This window comes from Enterovibrio gelatinilyticus, assembly GCF_028683095.1.
In the GTDB taxonomy this organism is placed as follows: Bacteria; Pseudomonadota; Gammaproteobacteria; order Enterobacterales; family Vibrionaceae; genus Enterovibrio; species Enterovibrio gelatinilyticus.
The window spans coordinates 37,074-53,651 of record NZ_JAJUBC010000026.1 but is presented as its reverse complement, the minus strand read 5'-3'; the positions used below and the strand labels follow the sequence as shown (position 1 = coordinate 53,651).

Annotated in this window: 15 protein-coding genes; 10 read left to right on the top strand and 5 right to left on the bottom strand. The window is 45.9% G+C overall.

The features are described from left to right. Window positions 1-75: 75 nt before the first annotated feature. Window positions 76-804 (bottom strand): 30S ribosomal protein S2, encoded by a 729-nt coding sequence (gene rpsB / locus LRP50_RS19090; protein ID WP_028024348.1) that lies wholly within the window; start codon window positions 802-804, stop codon window positions 76-78. Between the two features lie 319 nt (window positions 805-1,123). On the opposite strand from rpsB, the gene map reads away from it, so the two are divergent. From map to LRP50_RS19075, 3 genes are all read left to right on the top strand, one after another. After that, window positions 1,124-1,921, top strand: a complete 798-nt coding sequence (map, locus tag LRP50_RS19085; protein WP_274166045.1) for a type I methionyl aminopeptidase — start codon at window positions 1,124-1,126, stop codon at window positions 1,919-1,921. A 59-nt stretch (window positions 1,922-1,980) separates the two neighbouring features. Continuing rightward, entirely contained in the window at window positions 1,981-4,602 is a 2,622-nt protein-coding gene (glnD, locus tag LRP50_RS19080; RefSeq protein WP_274166044.1) for a bifunctional uridylyltransferase/uridylyl-removing protein GlnD, read from the top strand. Window positions 4,603-4,768: 166 nt separating this feature from the next. Continuing rightward, window positions 4,769-5,146: a DUF3461 family protein gene (locus LRP50_RS19075; protein ID WP_274166043.1), complete on the top strand. Its 378-nt coding sequence runs from the start codon at window positions 4,769-4,771 to the stop codon at window positions 5,144-5,146. A 39-nt stretch (window positions 5,147-5,185) separates the two neighbouring features. Here the strand turns inward: LRP50_RS19075 and truC are convergent, their stop codons facing one another. Beyond that, a complete protein-coding gene (gene truC, locus LRP50_RS19070; protein WP_274166042.1) occupies window positions 5,186-5,917 on the bottom strand; it encodes a tRNA pseudouridine(65) synthase TruC in 732 nt (243 codons plus the stop codon). A gap of 12 nt (window positions 5,918-5,929) precedes the next feature. Beyond that, window positions 5,930-6,256 (bottom strand): YqcC family protein, encoded by a 327-nt coding sequence (locus LRP50_RS19065; protein WP_274166041.1) that lies wholly within the window; start codon window positions 6,254-6,256, stop codon window positions 5,930-5,932. A gap of 179 nt (window positions 6,257-6,435) precedes the next feature. Here LRP50_RS19065 and LRP50_RS19060 point away from each other — a divergent pair, with 179 nt between their 5' ends. The 4 genes from LRP50_RS19060 to LRP50_RS19045 all read left to right on the top strand — a co-directional run bounded on the left by LRP50_RS19060 (window position 6,436) and on the right by LRP50_RS19045 (window position 10,028). After that, a complete protein-coding gene (locus LRP50_RS19060) occupies window positions 6,436-7,479 on the top strand; it encodes a DUF3549 family protein (RefSeq protein ID WP_274166040.1) in 1,044 nt (347 codons plus the stop codon). Next, window positions 7,476-7,784: a DUF3301 domain-containing protein gene (locus LRP50_RS19055; protein WP_274166039.1), complete on the top strand. Its 309-nt coding sequence runs from the start codon at window positions 7,476-7,478 to the stop codon at window positions 7,782-7,784. Before LRP50_RS19060 ends, LRP50_RS19055 begins: the two co-directional genes overlap by 4 nt. Before the next feature lie 1,644 nt (window positions 7,785-9,428). Further along, window positions 9,429-9,662, top strand: a complete 234-nt coding sequence (locus LRP50_RS19050) for a DUF2789 family protein (RefSeq protein WP_274166038.1) — start codon at window positions 9,429-9,431, stop codon at window positions 9,660-9,662. A gap of 78 nt (window positions 9,663-9,740) precedes the next feature. Next, window positions 9,741-10,028 (top strand): hypothetical protein, encoded by a 288-nt coding sequence (locus LRP50_RS19045; RefSeq protein ID WP_274166037.1) that lies wholly within the window; start codon window positions 9,741-9,743, stop codon window positions 10,026-10,028. Here the strand turns inward: LRP50_RS19045 and LRP50_RS19040 are convergent, their stop codons facing one another. Together LRP50_RS19040 and syd are read right to left on the bottom strand one after the other, a co-directional pair. Then, entirely contained in the window at window positions 10,029-10,802 is a 774-nt protein-coding gene (locus LRP50_RS19040; RefSeq protein ID WP_274166036.1) for a Zn-ribbon-containing protein, read from the bottom strand. A gap of 5 nt (window positions 10,803-10,807) precedes the next feature. After that, complete coding sequence (syd, locus tag LRP50_RS19035; RefSeq protein WP_274166035.1) at window positions 10,808-11,353, bottom strand: SecY-interacting protein; 546 nt, start codon at window positions 11,351-11,353, stop codon at window positions 10,808-10,810. Between the two features lie 62 nt (window positions 11,354-11,415). Between syd and queF the strand changes: the two genes are divergently transcribed. The 3 genes from queF to LRP50_RS19020 all read left to right on the top strand — a co-directional run bounded on the left by queF (window position 11,416) and on the right by LRP50_RS19020 (window position 16,280). Then, entirely contained in the window at window positions 11,416-12,261 is an 846-nt protein-coding gene (queF, locus tag LRP50_RS19030) for an NADPH-dependent 7-cyano-7-deazaguanine reductase QueF (protein ID WP_274166034.1), read from the top strand. Window positions 12,262-12,321: 60 nt separating this feature from the next. Beyond that, complete coding sequence (locus tag LRP50_RS19025) at window positions 12,322-14,592, top strand: tetratricopeptide repeat protein (protein WP_274166033.1); 2,271 nt, start codon at window positions 12,322-12,324, stop codon at window positions 14,590-14,592. A gap of 131 nt (window positions 14,593-14,723) precedes the next feature. Then, complete coding sequence (locus LRP50_RS19020) at window positions 14,724-16,280, top strand: GGDEF domain-containing protein (protein WP_274166032.1); 1,557 nt, start codon at window positions 14,724-14,726, stop codon at window positions 16,278-16,280. The last annotated feature ends 298 nt before the right edge of the window (window positions 16,281-16,578 follow it).

The following is a 16,578-nucleotide window of genomic DNA, read 5'->3' as shown; positions in this document are numbered from 1 at the left end:
CCTGCTAACCTACTTAGCTTACAGTGCCGTTCATGACAGCCTGATGGCTAAGAACGCTCACAAGGAGCAATTGTATTACTCAGCGACTTCAACTAGCTCGTCTTCAGCTTGAGCTACGATGTCCTGGCTACGGCCTTCAGTGTAAGACTGTGCAGCAGCGTTCAGGTACAGTTGAACTGCGCGGATTGCATCGTCGTTACCTGGGATAACGAAATCAACGCCATCTGGGTCAGAGTTGGTATCAACTACCGCGTACACTGGAATACCCAGGTTGTTTGCTTCTTTAATAGCAATGTGCTCGTGATCAGCATCGATTACGAACAGAGCGTCTGGAAGACCAGCCATGTTCTTGATACCGCCCAGAGATTTTTCAAGTTTTTCCATCTCACGGGTGCGCATCAGAGCTTCTTTCTTAGTCAGCTTCTCGAAAGTACCATCAGTAGATTGTACTTCTAGCTCTTTAAGACGTTTGATTGACTGGCGAACAGTTTTCCAGTTAGTCAGCATACCGCCCAACCAACGGTTGTTCACGTAGTACTGATCACAGCTTTCAGCTGCTGCTTTAACAGATTCGCTAGCGGCACGCTTAGTACCAACGAAAAGTACTTTACCTTTACGCTCACCAACTTTAGTCAGTTCGCCAAGTACTTTGTTGAACATTGGTACAGTTTTTTCTAGGTTAATGATATGAACCTTGTTACGTGCACCAAAGATGAATGGCTTCATCTTAGGGTTCCAGTAACGGGTTTGGTGACCAAAGTGAACACCAGCTTTAAGCATGTCGCGCATTGAAACAGTAGCCATTATAATTCCTCTCGGGGTTAGGCCTCCACATATCCCATACATCCGACCCGTAAAGGGCACCCCGGAGCATGTGTCGATATGTGTGTGAGTTAGTTAAATTGTATTTAGTGAAACCACCAGCATAGAACCTGAAATTCAGATTAACCAAGATGGCGTATTTCGGCGCGCTTTATACCATGAAAAGCACCCTATAATCCAGCATAAAAAAGCACCTCTGCTTGAGAGTAAGGTTTCCACAAGGCGATGCGATTGATAATATGTAGCGATAGCATTCCATTCCTCCCTCGTGTTTTAGAAGGGAGCCAACTGAGAGAAAGCAATGAGCGCCACGATAAAATCAGCTGAAGAAATCGAAAAAATGCGCGAGGCTGGTCGCCTTGCTGCTGACGTGCTAGAGATGATCGAGCCGCATGTACAAGTCGGCGTTTCAACGAAAGAGTTGGATGACATTTGCCACAAATACATCACTGAAACGCAAAGCGCGATCCCTGCGCCGCTCAATTATCACGGCTTTCCTAAGTCAATTTGTACGTCAATCAATCACGTTGTTTGTCACGGCATTCCAAGCGAAGGCGATGTACTGAAAGATGGCGACATCATCAATATTGATATCACAGTGATCAAAGATGGTTACCATGGTGACACGTCAAAAATGTTCCTTGTTGGTGACGTTTCTGCCGAAGACAAAGCACTTTGTCATGTCGCTCAGGAAAGCCTTTACCAAGCGCTTAAAAAAGTAAAACCAGGTGCTCGTATTGGTGATCTGGGTACAGAGATCCAAAAATTCATCAAAAATCGCCCGAAGCGATACTCAATCGTGAAAGATTACTGTGGCCATGGCATTGGCGCAGAGTTTCATGAAGAGCCGCAAGTGGTGCACTACAAAAACAGTGACCGCACACAAATCAAAGCAGGTATGTGTTTCACCATCGAGCCTATGATTAACGCCGGAAAATTCAACACTGAATTGGACGACAATGATGGCTGGACGGTTTACACCGCTGATAAGAAAAAATCGGCACAATGGGAGCACACCATTTTAGTGACAGAGACTGGATGTGAAATCTTGACTCTGCGCAGCGATGAAAAGCTGCCTCGAATACTAAATAATGCGTAAATTTTAAAAAAGTCGGCCTTCGTGCCGACTTTTTATTTTGGCAAGATTCAAGGAAGAAAATGAACGACGTTTTGTGCGCCCCAAACGAGCTTACTGATGAGCAACTCAACCTAGTTGAACTTAAAAACCAGCTGGTGCTTTTTGGTGAAAGCCAAAAAACCGCGTTTTTGAACAACGTATCGGTGAATGATCTGGTCTATCAACGCTCAGATTATTTTGACGACCTCCTCGCTCGGCTGTGGCAACACTTCAACTTTCATCGACATCCTAACCTTGCGCTTGTCGCCGTAGGTGGATACGGTCGCAGGGAACTGCACCCGCTATCAGACATTGATTTATTGATACTCAGTGAAGGGGGTATTGATAAAGATTATCAGAGGCGCATCAGTGAATTTGTCACTTTACTTTGGGATCTCAAGCTCGAAGTGGGGCATGCTGTGCGAACACTGAAAGAATGCATCGACGTAGGTTTAGACGACCTGACAGTTGCCACTAACTTACAAGAAGCGCGGCTGTTGTGCGGTGGCGAACGTATTTATCATGAGCTAAAAACGCAAATACATTCTGAGCAATTTTGGCCAAGCGCCAAGTTTTTTGATGCAAAAGTCAAAGAGCAGAAAGAGCGTCACGCTCGTTATCACGATACCGCTTACAACTTAGAACCCGATATTAAATCAAGTCCTGGTGGACTTCGCGACATCCATACACTCAGTTGGATAGCTCGCCGTCACTTTGGCGCGACAAGCCTGCGCGAGATGAGCAAATATGGTTTCTTAACGGACGCTGAATTTCGCGAACTGGATGAATGCCAAACCATGCTGTGGCGCATTCGATTTGCTCTGCACCTTGAGCTTCGCCGTTACGACAATCGCCTAACGTTTTCACACCAACCCTCTGTCGCGGAAACTCTCAGTTATAAAGGTGATGGTAATCGTGGCATTGAGCTAATGATGAAAGATTTCTACCGAACGCTTGGGCGCGTCTCGGAACTAAACAAAATGCTCATCCGTTTGTTCGAAATCGCCATACAGGATGAACCTAACAGCAAAAAAATAGAAGTACTCAGTGATGACTTTCAGCGACGAGGCAGACAGATTGAAGCGCGTAAGCCAGCCCTCTTCCAAGCAAGGCCTGAAACCATCATTGATATGTTTTTGCACATTGCCAACGACAAATCGATAGAGTCCATCTCAGCCCCCACGCTTCGTCAATTACGTACAGCGCGTCGTCGCCTTAATCGCTTTTTGTGTGATATTCCCGAAGCCAAAGAAAAGTTCATTGACCTGACGCGCCACCCCAATGCACTGCACAAAGCCTTTTCGCTCATGCACAAGCACGGTGTGTTATCAGCCTATTTGCCGCAATGGAGTCAAATTGTTGGTCAAATGCAGTTTGATCTTTTCCACGCATATACGGTTGATGAGCACACCATACGCCTCTTAAAACACATCAACAGCTACTCTCAAGAAGAGAATCGCGATAAGCACCCGATTTGTTGTGATGTTTACCCTCGCCTCGCCAAGCCAGAACTCCTTCTGCTCGCCGCAATGTTCCACGATATTGGTAAGGGACGCGGTGGTGATCATTCTGTCATTGGGGCCGAAGAGGCCTACGCATTTTGTATTGAGCATGATTTTTCGCGTCCAGAGGCCAACTTGGTCAGCTGGTTAGTCGGCAATCACCTGCTTATGTCAGTCACCGCACAACGTCGCGACATCTACGATCCAGAAGTTATTACTGAATTTGCACAGAAGGTACGAGACGAAGAGCGACTCGATTACCTCATCTGCTTAACCGTCGCCGACATCAACGCCACCAACCCAGAATTGTGGAACAGTTGGAAACGCACACTGCTTGCAGAGTTATACTACTCAACGCAAAAAGCGCTTCGTCGTGGACTTGAAAACCCACCGGATATGCGTGAACGTATTCGCCACAATCAACACCTTGCTTCAGCGTTGCTACGTAAACATGGTCATACTCCACGTGACATTGAACTGCTTTGGCAGCGATTCAAAGCGGATTATTTCTTGCGCCACACACACAAACAAATCGCATGGCATAGCGAGCACATATTGAATCACAGTACCGATGAACCTTTGGTACTAGTTAGCAAGAATGCGACCCGTGGTGGAACAGAAATATTTGTCTACAGCCAAGACAAGGCAAGCCTGTTTGCCCGCGTTGTTGCTTCCTTGGACAAGAAAAACCTCAGTGTTCAAGACGCACAAATCATGACCAGTAAAGATGGTTTTGCGCTAGATACCTTTATGGTACTTGATGCCAACAACGATGCAATTTCCTTGGATCGGCATGAAAAAATCCGTGAGGGCGTCACAAACGCATTAATGCAAGACGGTGCCATTACGATCCCAGTGCGTCGCGCACCACGAAAGCTCATGGCTTTCAATGTAAAAACCCAAGTCACGTTTTTACCAACGCGAACTGGCAGGCGCACCTTACTAGAACTCGTTGCCCTTGATACACCGGGGCTTCTGGCGCGTGTTGGCGCTGTACTTGCTCGTCAAAACGTCTCGTTACAGGCGGCAAAAATCACAACCATTGGTGAACGAGCAGAAGACTTTTTCATTGTCACAGATGGTGAGAGACAATCACTGACTGAAGACGCGCAGCAAGCATTGCGAGAAGCATTGTTTGATGCGATTAATGATGCGAGTTAGCGGTGAAAGAAACTGGATTTACTCTCACATTCAGCATTTTAGGCGATCTCAACCACAAGTCTCAGACATTGATCAGTCGTGCTATTGGGTGTGCTTTAAAGGTGCTGCTAAAGTGAACCTAGTGAAAAGATAAACTCATATTCAGTGTGTATGCAAAGAGGCAGTTATGTATCAGAATCTACAGAATATCGGTATTGAACATCCAGAAAACATAGAGCGCTATACCCTTCGTCAAGAGGCAAACTCTGACACACTGAAGATTTACTTTCACAAAGCAAAAGGCGAACTGTTCGCCAAAAGTGTGAAATTCAAATACCCACGTCAACGTAAAAACGTCGTGGTCGACAGTGGAAGTGGCCGCTTCCGCGAAGTCACAGAAATTAACCGTAGCCTTTCTCTCGTTGTTGATGAACTCGATAAAATCGTAAGAAAAGAGCAAGGCGAACAGGATACCAAGAAAAAAATCCTGCGAGATCTTCGTCACTTAGAGAAAGTCGTTGCCAGCAAGATCGCTGAGATCGAATCAGATCTAGAAAAGTTATAAAAATAAAGGACCTAGGATCCTAGGTCCTGCTTTATGCTCTTAGAGCTCTCTGTCCCAACCCAGCCCTTCCAATACTCGTCGCCAAACCGCATCGACCTGTGCTTCTATCAAGATCGCCTCTCCCGTGACAGGATGAGAAAACTGCGTGCGTGATGCATGAAGAAGGAGTTGATGACACTCAAATTCGTCACGGAATAATCGGTTATGTCTACCATCACCATGATTCACATCCCCAACAATATGGTGGCTCAGATGGTGCATATGCCGACGCAATTGGTGCTTTCTACCCGTATGCGGTTTCATCTCCACCAACGTGTATCGACAACTTTGATAACGTCCCATCGGGATCGGTAACTCCGCATACGCGAGCGGTTCATATTCCGTAATGGCTTCTTTGGCTTCAGGCTCTTTGGTGGCTTTCTTGTCAGCAATTTTATCCAGTTCTTCCTTTAAGGGATAATCGAGCGTCGCACCTTCCTTGATCCACCCTCTTACAATCGCATGATAGGTTTTGTGAATGTCTCGCCCTGCAAATTTAGGCATCATTTGTGATGCCATCTCAGAAGACAAAGCAAACAGCAAAACACCGGACGTTGGACGATCCAAACGATGCAATGGATACACATGCTGCCCAATTTGGTCACGCAGCGTTTGCATCACAAAACGGGTTTCTCCCTTGTCTAACCAAGAACGATGTACCAGCATGCCAGACGGCTTATTAACGGCAATCAGCCATTCATCACGATATAGTATTTCTAATTCGGTTTGCATCTTACTTAGGTATCACTGAGAAGGAGTTTGAAAAAGGGTATCAATGTCTTGAGATACTCGCGTAATGTCAGCGTGCCCTTTAACACCTTGAAGCGCCTCTTCCACATAAGGCGAAATGGAAAACGAAACCGGAAGCGGGTGCATATGCGCCGTTAGGAACCACATTTTTGGGATGAAGATCCATTGCAACCATTCCGTACATGTCAGGGTATCAATAGCAAAAGGTTCTTTGCTCCCTAAAGCTTCAGGTGAAGGCGACGTTTCTTGCCAATGCCCATGGTGCTCAAGCGCTTGCTGCAACTGTGCGAGTAGCTCCCCAACTTCTTGGTGTTTGCTCATAGAATTGTTCTCTTCTTTAGCTGCATGGGTTGAAATTTCAATATGGCGCTAGCATATCATTATTCATAACACGCAGTGAAAATGCCTGTTACCTTTCCAGCCCCGTTTCATTGGGATGGTTGGTATACTGTTCGCCTTTCGCTCTCCGCCAACGACGGCAAGTAAATTTAGAAGTTATCATGGAAAATACGCTTTCTCTCCACACCATTTTTACTCAGGCGAATTGTGAATTTGTCGCTTTCGATCTAAGCCGACGTGTCGCTGAAATTAGCAAAAAGGATTTTATCGCCATCGAAGAAAACCGAGTGGCTTATCCCTACCCCGCCCAACAACACGCGCAAATGGGCATCGCCTTCTGGCAACCTAATCAAGCCCCTTGGGTTTGGTTTTTGAAGATGCCACTCGATGAGCGAGGGCTGCTTAAGCAAGCGGCACTTGGTGATTTCATCCAATACGTTGCTTCAGCGATGGGGTCGCGTCTCGACCAAAATCCTACCGAAGAAGAGCAAGAAAAACTGGCGGCTAATCCATACACGTTTAAGCCACAAGATGACAAAAAAGCCATGTTCCATGCATTTCTGACTGATCGGTTGCAACAACCTGCCAGTCAATATTACGACCATGCGCAGCACTACACGTCCGGCGAGCTAGGTTGGGATAAATGGCAAGGTGTTGGCCTACAAGGTCTAGCCGATCTTTGTGCAAGAATGGATCGCCATAACAATGCAACGAGAATTCGCAAAGCCATTAGCAGCATGCCGACCACGCCCAAATACGCATTGCTGGGGTGTTTAGAACACTGTGAGATCCCGAACGCTCTAGCGTCGCGAATCGAAGAGCGCATCAATGAAATGTTGGACGCAGAAGAAGCCGATCTGTTTTTACTGGCGGCTCACGTTCGAGCCTTAGCTGGCGCACCAGCTGAAACAAGACGCGCACTGCTTGAGAAGTTATTAGCGATTCCGGCTCTTAGACACCGCGAAATGTTGATTGCGATAGCGGGTCGCTGCTGGCAATCACTCACTGATGAACTTCTTTTAGACGTTTTTCTTATCGCCGTTGCCGAGCAAGACGACCAAGCTTTCTTCCAACAAATGGTCGCTGATCTGGTGATGATCCCAACGCTTCGTCCGCACGTGTTGTCTTTGCTTCATGGCAGCGCATCAGAGGCACTAATGAGCGCAGTTCAGCAGTTACAGCAACGTGTTAAGGCTTCTTCATGATCGCAGATTTAATCTGGATAATTGTGATTGCTATTGCTGCCAGTTTATTCTGGCAGCAGCGCCGTCAAAGTGAGTTGGCAAAACAATTTATTCAGCGTCGGTGCCAGCAAATAGAGGTGCAGCTGATCTCCATTGCCCGAGGAAGCCATCGTTTTGGCTGGCCAAAGGGCCCGCTTAACATACAAACTCGCTATTATTTTGAGTTTTCTGTGAATGGCATCGATTGCTATCAGGGCTATGCCACAATGCGGGGAATGCGCTTACAAGACGTGTACATGCCAGCATATCCCATTCAAGAAGAGTAAGCGCTTACTGGAAGTACCTGTTAGTGACACAAGATGTTGTCTCTCACTAACACCCTTGTTTTTTGGGACTATTTTTTAAACACAAAAAGTAAATGCAAAAATCTATTTGTCGCGGAAAAAAGAACGGGCGCGACTTTCGTCGCGCCCTGAGGTCTTACTTGCAGCTATCCTGCTACGAATGTGCTCCCTGCATCATTCCATGATCAGTGGCTGAATCCTTCAGCTGTATCCTTATCTCTCCGTCCTGGAGGTGTCCTTTGGTCTTACCTTGACCCGTCGAGTCATCTTGTCTCGATTCTCGTCCTCGTCCTGAGGGTGTCCTTTACTTCATCCTGAAGTGATTCCTTAAGCCCCCATCCTGGGTTGTCCTAAGTGTCTTCCTGACCAGCAAATATCCTATTTACTGCTACGTTCCATCCTTGTCCCTAATGCCGCATTCCTTGCTAGTAACACAATCCGTGCGCTACCTGCTCATCCTGAGCTAACCAAGTCCGTGGTGTTAGTTCCTGTTCCGTATGTCAGTATCCTTCCGACACCGCAAAGATTACGCGAACCAAGTTTCAAAACAACCAACCTCAAAGTGATTGAACTCACACTTTGAGATCGACATTAAACAAAAATTCATAACCAATTGTTTTTAAATGTTTTTATATTTTTTAATTTCCAGTATTCCACACTGAAAACAGTAGAATCCCACACCCGTGTAAGAGATATCTCACAAGCCAGTGAGCGTTTGCCACAAACATTACATTCTGTATTTTCAAGTCTCTATCACCATATGCAGTGCTTTACGCTAAAACGTTGCTCTTATGCAGCCATATTTCAGGTTTTTTAACATATATATTAGAGATATACCGTTGAGGTTATCGTATGCGTATTCAAGAAGAGAAGAGAAGAGAAGAGAAGAGAAGAGAAGAGAAGAGAAGAAAAAGACTGGCTTGAATGGCAAAACCGAGGAAATAAAAAACGCAGAAAAAAGAACGGGCACGACTTTCGTCGTGCCCTTGAGGTCTTACTTGCAGCTATCCTGCTACGAATGTGCTCCCTGCATCATTCCATGATCAGTGGCTGAATCCTTCAGCTCTATCCTTATCTCTCCGTCCTGGAGGTGTCCTTCAGTCTTACCTTGACCCGTCGAGTCATCCTGTCTCGATTCTCATCCTCTTCCTGAGGGTGTCCTTTACTTCATCCTGAAGTGATTCCTTAAGCCCCCATCCTGGGTTGTCCTAAGTGTCTCCCTGACCAGCAAATATCCTATTTACTGCTACGTTCCATCCTTGTCCCTAATGCCGCATTCCTTGCTAGTAACACAATCCTTGCGCTACCTGCTCATCCTGAGCTAACCAAGTCCGTGGTGTTAGTTCCTGTTCCGTATGTCAGTATCCTTCCGACACCGCAAAGATTACGCGAACCACATTTATGCACAAGCCATGAATGAATGATCGATCTCTCACTTTAAATCAAACACTCAAGGGGATTACTTAACTGCATGAAAAATAATGATTAAAAATAAACACCAGAGAGAATTACTTGGAATAAAACAGGATAATCCTACTCGCTTGTAAGAGATCTCTCACAAGAGGTAAGGACAGCTTGCTCATCCAGCTTCTATACTTTCTAAAAACATCAGAAAGAGCATTGCCAATGGAAGTATTCGAACACGATTTAGAACACCTATTTCAGCAATTAGGTCTGTCATCAGACGCTGCTGATATTCGCAAATTTATCGAAGAGCACGGTTTGTCAGACGATGACAATTTGCTAACGGCAACATTTTGGACAACGAGCCAACGCCAATTCTTAGACGAAGCCAAGTCACAAGATGCAGATTGGGCCGAGCAAATCGATATACTCGATACCCTGTTGCGCAAGGGATAAACTTCCTGTATTCATCTGTACCGTGTAGCGAAGAACATTTTGACAAGCCACAACGGTATGATGAAAAGGGATAGCACCATGAGCACTGACTTCACTCCAATTTTAGAGCAAGCCATTCAATCACTTCTGCGTGAAGGCAAAAATCCCAGCGTTGCACTCGTCAAAAGTCGACTTACTCAGCCCGTTCCTATGCCATTGATCATTAGTGCGCTTCAGCATTGGAAGAAAAATGGAAAAGTACCAAAGGTTGAATTGGTCGAGAGTAAAAAAAGCTCCGATGAGAGAATCGAAGCTTTAGAAGAGCAAGTAAAGGCGCTGACTACAAAGCTTGAAGCCCTAGAGCAACACCTTATGGCGAACAGCTAGTTACTGAAAGTCCCACGACAGGTTAGACACGATACGACAACTATCGCACTTGAAGTGGAATACATCATGAAGTGGGGCTTCTAATAACCAATCCCCCCCACATTTGGGGCACTTTCTGGCCAGTTCAGATTCTGCATCCTTACCCCCGACTCGATATTGATAGTAATACGTCGGAACCTTAGTGATGTACTCAATGCGACCACGAATATCCCAGCCTTTTCGGAACAAAAGGCTGTCAGCATCCTGAATTTCAGCCAATGCCGCATGCTCTGCTTTGAACGAGCCAGCCATTTGGATCTCGTCACACGCCTGCCACTCTGTTTGCCACTTAATTTCCGCCTTATGATCCCCATTAAAGGTGGCGGGAAAGCGATACAGCGGAATTGGCAATAGTGTTTCGCCGCAGCGAAGAGGTGAGCATGTGTGCACATAAGTGGTATACATCACCTGCCATGAACGATCTTCTACTTGAGCACTTTCTTCCGAGTTAATGTCACGCCCAAGCACTTTTAACTTCGGCGATAATAAACACGCCTCTGACAACTGACGTATTTTCAACGCGACCTGAGGGCTATGATATTTAGGGTTTAGGCTATCTTTCTCTGGGCACACTGCGCGCACGTGAAACACTCCATCGCCCATTACCATTGGAAACTCACGCCCTAACACTTGTCCGTTATAGCGCAAAGCATCCATCAACCCATTTACAGAGCGATCCACAGCAGAGATCGTTGTGTCATCAAAACACTCAAAGGTCAGTTCAACCACGTACATATCTACTATGCCTCCGGCTTCAACATACCGAGAAACGTCTCTACGTTTGGCGCCAATACATTGCGCTCTTTCGTCCCGATACGTTCTTTAATCACTTCGCCTGTCACACTGCAAATAGACACAACATCAAATTCGTCATCGGTTGACGCAATGAAAACTGTCGGATTTTGCTTTAATCGCTTTTGCATGAGTAAATGGCCAAGCATATTTTCTTGTAGGCGCGGCAAGTCCTCATCGCTCCATACTTGAATAAGCTCTAGAGGGTGACCATTAAACGATGCTGTCATATCACCGCAGTAGAGGCCGGCATAAAAAGCCTTAATGTCTTCATGCAAACTAATGCCTATACCGTCTTCAACATTACTGAAATCCGCAGGTTCATTTCTCATTACTGGCTGCCAAATCACCGTGTCATCCGTTTCTTGCAACACGCATGGAGAGGCAAGACCCAAATAGGCATCGCTCTGTGGTTTTGAACCATGTTGTATATTCCAAGCATCGACAAAACGCTCGCTGAACGACCAAAGCGCATGAGTAACAGAGTGATTCATTAGCAAGATTCCTCAAGATTCAGTAAACTTTGCGCATTCTAATCGATCCGTGGCAAAACCGTATGAGCAAATATCAAGATGCAAAAGAACTTGCTGGCCTGTCGCTAGGTCAGAAAACGGACTATCAAGAGCTATACGCTCCTGAGCTGCTGCAACCTGTACCGCGTAGTCTTAATCGTGATGACCTAGACCTTGGGGATTCACTGCCTTTTACCGGTTACGACATTTGGACACTCTACGAACTGTCATGGCTCAATGGCAAAGGGTTACCGCAAGTCGCGATTGGTGAAGTGCGTCTGCCAGCAACCAGTCCAAACTTGATCGAATCTAAATCGTTCAAACTGTACCTCAACAGCTTCAACCAGACGCGTTTTGATAGCTGGCAGGAAGTGGTCGATACCTTGGCGAAAGACCTGTCAGCCTGTGCTGGCGAAGATGTCGATGTCACTATCTTGCCCCTTGAAGAATTCAGCAACACACCCGTGATTGCATTTGGTGGCGAAAATATTGACGACCAAGACATCGAAATCACCGACTATGCCTTTGATCCAAGCCTCTTAGAAGGAGCGGCAGAAGGCCCAGTGGTTAGTGAGACACTGAACAGTGACCTTTTGAAGTCCAACTGTCTTATCACTAACCAACCTGATTGGGGTTCAGTACGTATCGCGTACAAAGGTCCGAAAATCAATCGTGAAAAGCTACTGCGTTATGTCGTATCGTTCCGCCGTCACAATGAATTCCACGAACAATGTGTTGAGCGAATTTTTACGGATCTGATGAAGTACTGTCAGCCTGAATTGTTAACGGTTTACGCGCGCTACACTCGCCGCGGTGGTTTGGATATCAACCCATATCGTACTAACATGGGTAAAACACCAAGCGAAAATAACCGACTCGCTCGTCAATAATTTCGAAACAGGCTCAGAGTTCTGAGCCTTTTTTCTTCACAATCATAGACTCTGCTAATCATGCGATTTTTGACAACCGCACTGCTTTTTTTTTCGTTGCTGATAAGCAATCATGTCAGCGCAACAATTAATTCAACACCTGTGCTCACAGAGGCTGAAGCCTTGTTACACACAGACCCAAGGCAAGCATTGCAGGTCACTGAGCGCTATCTCATGCAGCGTCGACTCGCTGAAACAAGTAACCGACCTCATAGCAATAACGAAGCAGATCGCTCTATTCGCACTCCCCTCAATACTGTGCATGCCTATTTAATTTCCGCCAAAGCGCATGGCATTTTGCTTCATCGAGAAAAAGCATGGAAGTTTTTGGCCTTAGCCAAAGAGATCGCAACCGCCCATCATCTCAAACGAGCACTTTTGGAAGTCACTCTCGCGGAAACGTCGCTATTGCTGACACTGAACAATGACCCAGCAGCAGCAGAAACGCTACTTCAGACGCTGATTGCAGAGATCCCAAAACTCACTGATATGCATTCAAGCCGCGTTCAACGCCTAACGTTTGAAACAACGCTACTGAACGCTATCATTGTCACTGAACAGGAAAATGAACAAGAAACCCTTGCCCAATTCGATATCGCGAAAAATGCGCTCGGGACAGATGCGAATTTAAAACTCAAGGTGCGATACCAAATTGCGCTAGGCAATTATTTCCTCCGCATTAACGCTCATGAACGCGCCCTATCCGAGTTACTCAGTGCTTACTGGCAAGCAAGCGAAAATGATTTATCACCACAGATTGCCCAAGCCAACATTGCATTGACCAAGCTTTATCAGCAAAAAGGGGCATTTAATAAAGCGCTTCAACACGCGAACCAAGCGGCTGAATTCTATGAACAGTATGATTTGAAGTGCGGCCTCTCCGAAACACAAACACTACTTGCAGGCTTGTACCACCAGCAAGGGCGCTACAATTTCGCACTCGTTCACTATTTTAACGCCTTAGAACTAGAAAAAACTCTGGCTCGCGACGTTCAAATCGCCGACATCAATGTTGCGATTGCAAACACTTACCTCAAATTGCTCCGATACCCGCAAGCGAAGGAATATGTCAACGACGCTATTAAGCTTGCTAAGAATGCTAACGCCATGGAGGTGCTCGCCCAAGCATTGATTGTCAAAGGGGAACAGGCGTTATTGACTCAACAAACGGATGTCGCCATTGATGCATTAAAGCAAGCCTTAAGCCATGCAACCGCTATCAACAACTATAAACTCAAACGTGACAGCCTCGCTCAGCTGTCACAGGCTTATGAACAAAAACCTGATTTCCCAAGCGCCTTGTATTTTCAGCGTCGCTATGACGAAATCAGTCAACGTGATGAGACACAACGTCGAAATCAGGAAACTGAGTCATTTAAACAAAGCCAACGCGTCATAGAGCGACAGCTTCAATTCGACGACATGCAAAAGCAGCATGCAGAGAACACTCAAACCATTGTTGAACAGAAGAAAATAAACCTATTTCTATTAGGAAGCCTAAGCGTTCTGTTGCTGGTATTGGTGCTGAGAAATCGTGCAGCATCGATGCGACTCAATCAATTGCAAGATCTTCAAAAAGAGCTGTATACCCACCCTCGAAGTGGTCTGCGCAACTTGCGAATGCTCAATGATAGATTGTCGAATTCACTCGCGAAAACCAGTGCGAATTTTGAACAGTGGTATTTGGGTGAAATGATCCATGAGCCCCTCAGTGACAAACTGAGCTTTGCCATGTTTGAAGTGCCATTTTTGAAGGTTGTCTATCTTCAGCATGGCTACCATCAAGGATTAGAATTAGAACGTCAGATGGGTGATTTCTTAAAATCACACATCATCAAGCCCGCACGTCTTTACCATTTCTCCGATGCCATGTTCATTTACATTGAGCCCAATGCTGAAACCCTGAATGCACCAGAACGTCTGGCATCGAAAATCCAGCAATTGGTTGACGATTTTGTCCAAGAAGCTGGACTTGAAGATGTAGATAACCGACTTCGTATAGGCATGGCAGACTACCCTTTCCTGCCTCGCGCATTTACCTCTATCAACGACAAAGAGCTTATCGACATCCTGCTGATGGCAACCAGTGCCGCCCGCCAGGCCTGTAAAAATGAGCTATCCAGCCAGTGGGTCCAAATCAGTGCCATAGACTCCACCCCAGCAGCTTGTTTCGCCGATAACAATGTCCGTCAAGCGTGCCTTGATGGCATAAGTACTGGATTGCTTAAGGTCAAAACTTCGGCAAACGGTGAGATTAACTGGCAGACGGTTCACGAATCTGATAAAAACTGACTTCAATTTATTGATAAGACAAGCAATAAACCGTTATAGCTAGTGGTCGCGCGCATGCGTTTTTCATTTATCAGCCCCAAAGTCGATGCAAAAGCGCATGTGGCGGGGGTTTGGAGATATAGTCGTAGTTTATGTCCAACTTCTCGTCAGATGAAGACGTCATTACACTGAAAGAAAAGTTGCAGCACTCACAGCTGGTATTCCGTGATTTAGCTCTTAAATCGCGGCGTGAAGCGACGATCTTAAAAAGGCTAATTTCACGCCTTATTGCAGCATCTCAAGCGCATGAAGACCCACTGCTCAATGAGCGGTTGTCACAGATACGACGAGAGCTAGACAGTCAAGACGATGTCAGCAGATTGATCCCTCAACTGGCATTGGTAGAGCGCATGGTCAACAGACATAATCAAGCAATGGAGAAAGCCAAAGGCACCTTGGAATGTCAGTACGAACAAAGTGCTGAAACACTAAAGTGCTTACCTGGGCTTCCTGCGCAACTCAAACGAGATCTGCGAAATCTGCTGATAAGTCCAAATGCCCATGAACAAGGCAATAACAATAAAATCGTCGCGCTACTTCAGCTTTATGAACGCGCGCTCAAGCTATTGGCATTGCCCTCGAATGGATTAACGGCAAAAGAATTACTCAATATCGATCGTATTAATCAACTGTGTAGCGAACTGCAACACTTGATCACAGAGCTCGATTTTGATGGTGAAGCTGGCGATCGTTTATTAAGCATTCGAAGTAAACTACTGCTAGCGCCAGAAGCGCAAACTCTGCTGGAACTCACCTTAGAGTCCGTTCAGCTCATCCTGGATGGTACGCGCAATGAGCGAAAAGCCTCACAGGCTTTTTTGTCACAGCTCAATGAAGATCTCTCCATTGTTCAGCGCCATAACGGGCGATCCATTGACAACTCTCAATCCATATCAACGCAACGAAGCACAATCAACGATGAACTTGAGCATTCTGTTGAAACGATTCAAACTCAACTCCGAGATGCAGAATCACTGGATGCCTTGCGACCTAAACTTTCTCAAGTTTCCGTAAATCTTGCCTCGTTAGTGACTCGTAACAAAGAGCTTGAAGAGCGCGAGCAACAGCTTCTAGAACAGCTACAGCACAATGAACAAAAACTTGAGGCGCTTTACAGCCAAACGATGGACTACCGCCGTCGTCTCGGTGATCAAGAGCGTAAACTGCTGCTCGACCCACTCACCAAAGTCTATAACCGTGCGGCGCTGGATGATCGCTTAGAACACGAATATCGCTGCTGGATTCGTTACGAAACACCGTTCTGCCTTGCCATGATTGACATTGACCACTTCAAAAGCGTCAACGACCAATACGGTCACCTCGTCGGAGACAAAGTACTGAAAGTTGTCGCAAGAACCATTCATCAATGTTTACGTGATACCGATTTTATTGCACGATTTGGTGGTGAGGAGTTTGTGATCTTGTTACCTGACGCCGACGAAGAAACACGAAAGTCATTGCTAAACAATGTACGTGAAACCATCGCAAAACTTCCTTTCAAGTTCAAAGATATGCGTCTAACCGTTACGGTTTCCATCGGCGCAAGCATGTTCAAAGACAACGACAATACAGTTCAAGTCCTCGAGCGCGCAGATAATGCGCTATACAACGCCAAACATAATGGTCGTAACAAATTGGTATGGGCTTAGTCTTCCTCTAATTGACTCACTCGTTATCTGCTTGATTCAATAGTATTGTCTTTACCTCATCAGCAGCTTCGAACGCTCTCTCTTACATCGCTATCGCTCCACCCTTTACTTTTTCACGCCACGTTCCTCCTCGTACTGCATCCTTTTATCTCGTCAAACTGGCTAAACTAAATATCTGCGTGTATGGTTAATTAACACACTGATTTTTATAGCATTGAAAACAATAATTCATTGAATGAAATGATGTTTATAAAAAGCCTTTCTCTTTAGGCAGTGTGTTTTCTTCGCACAGGAGGTG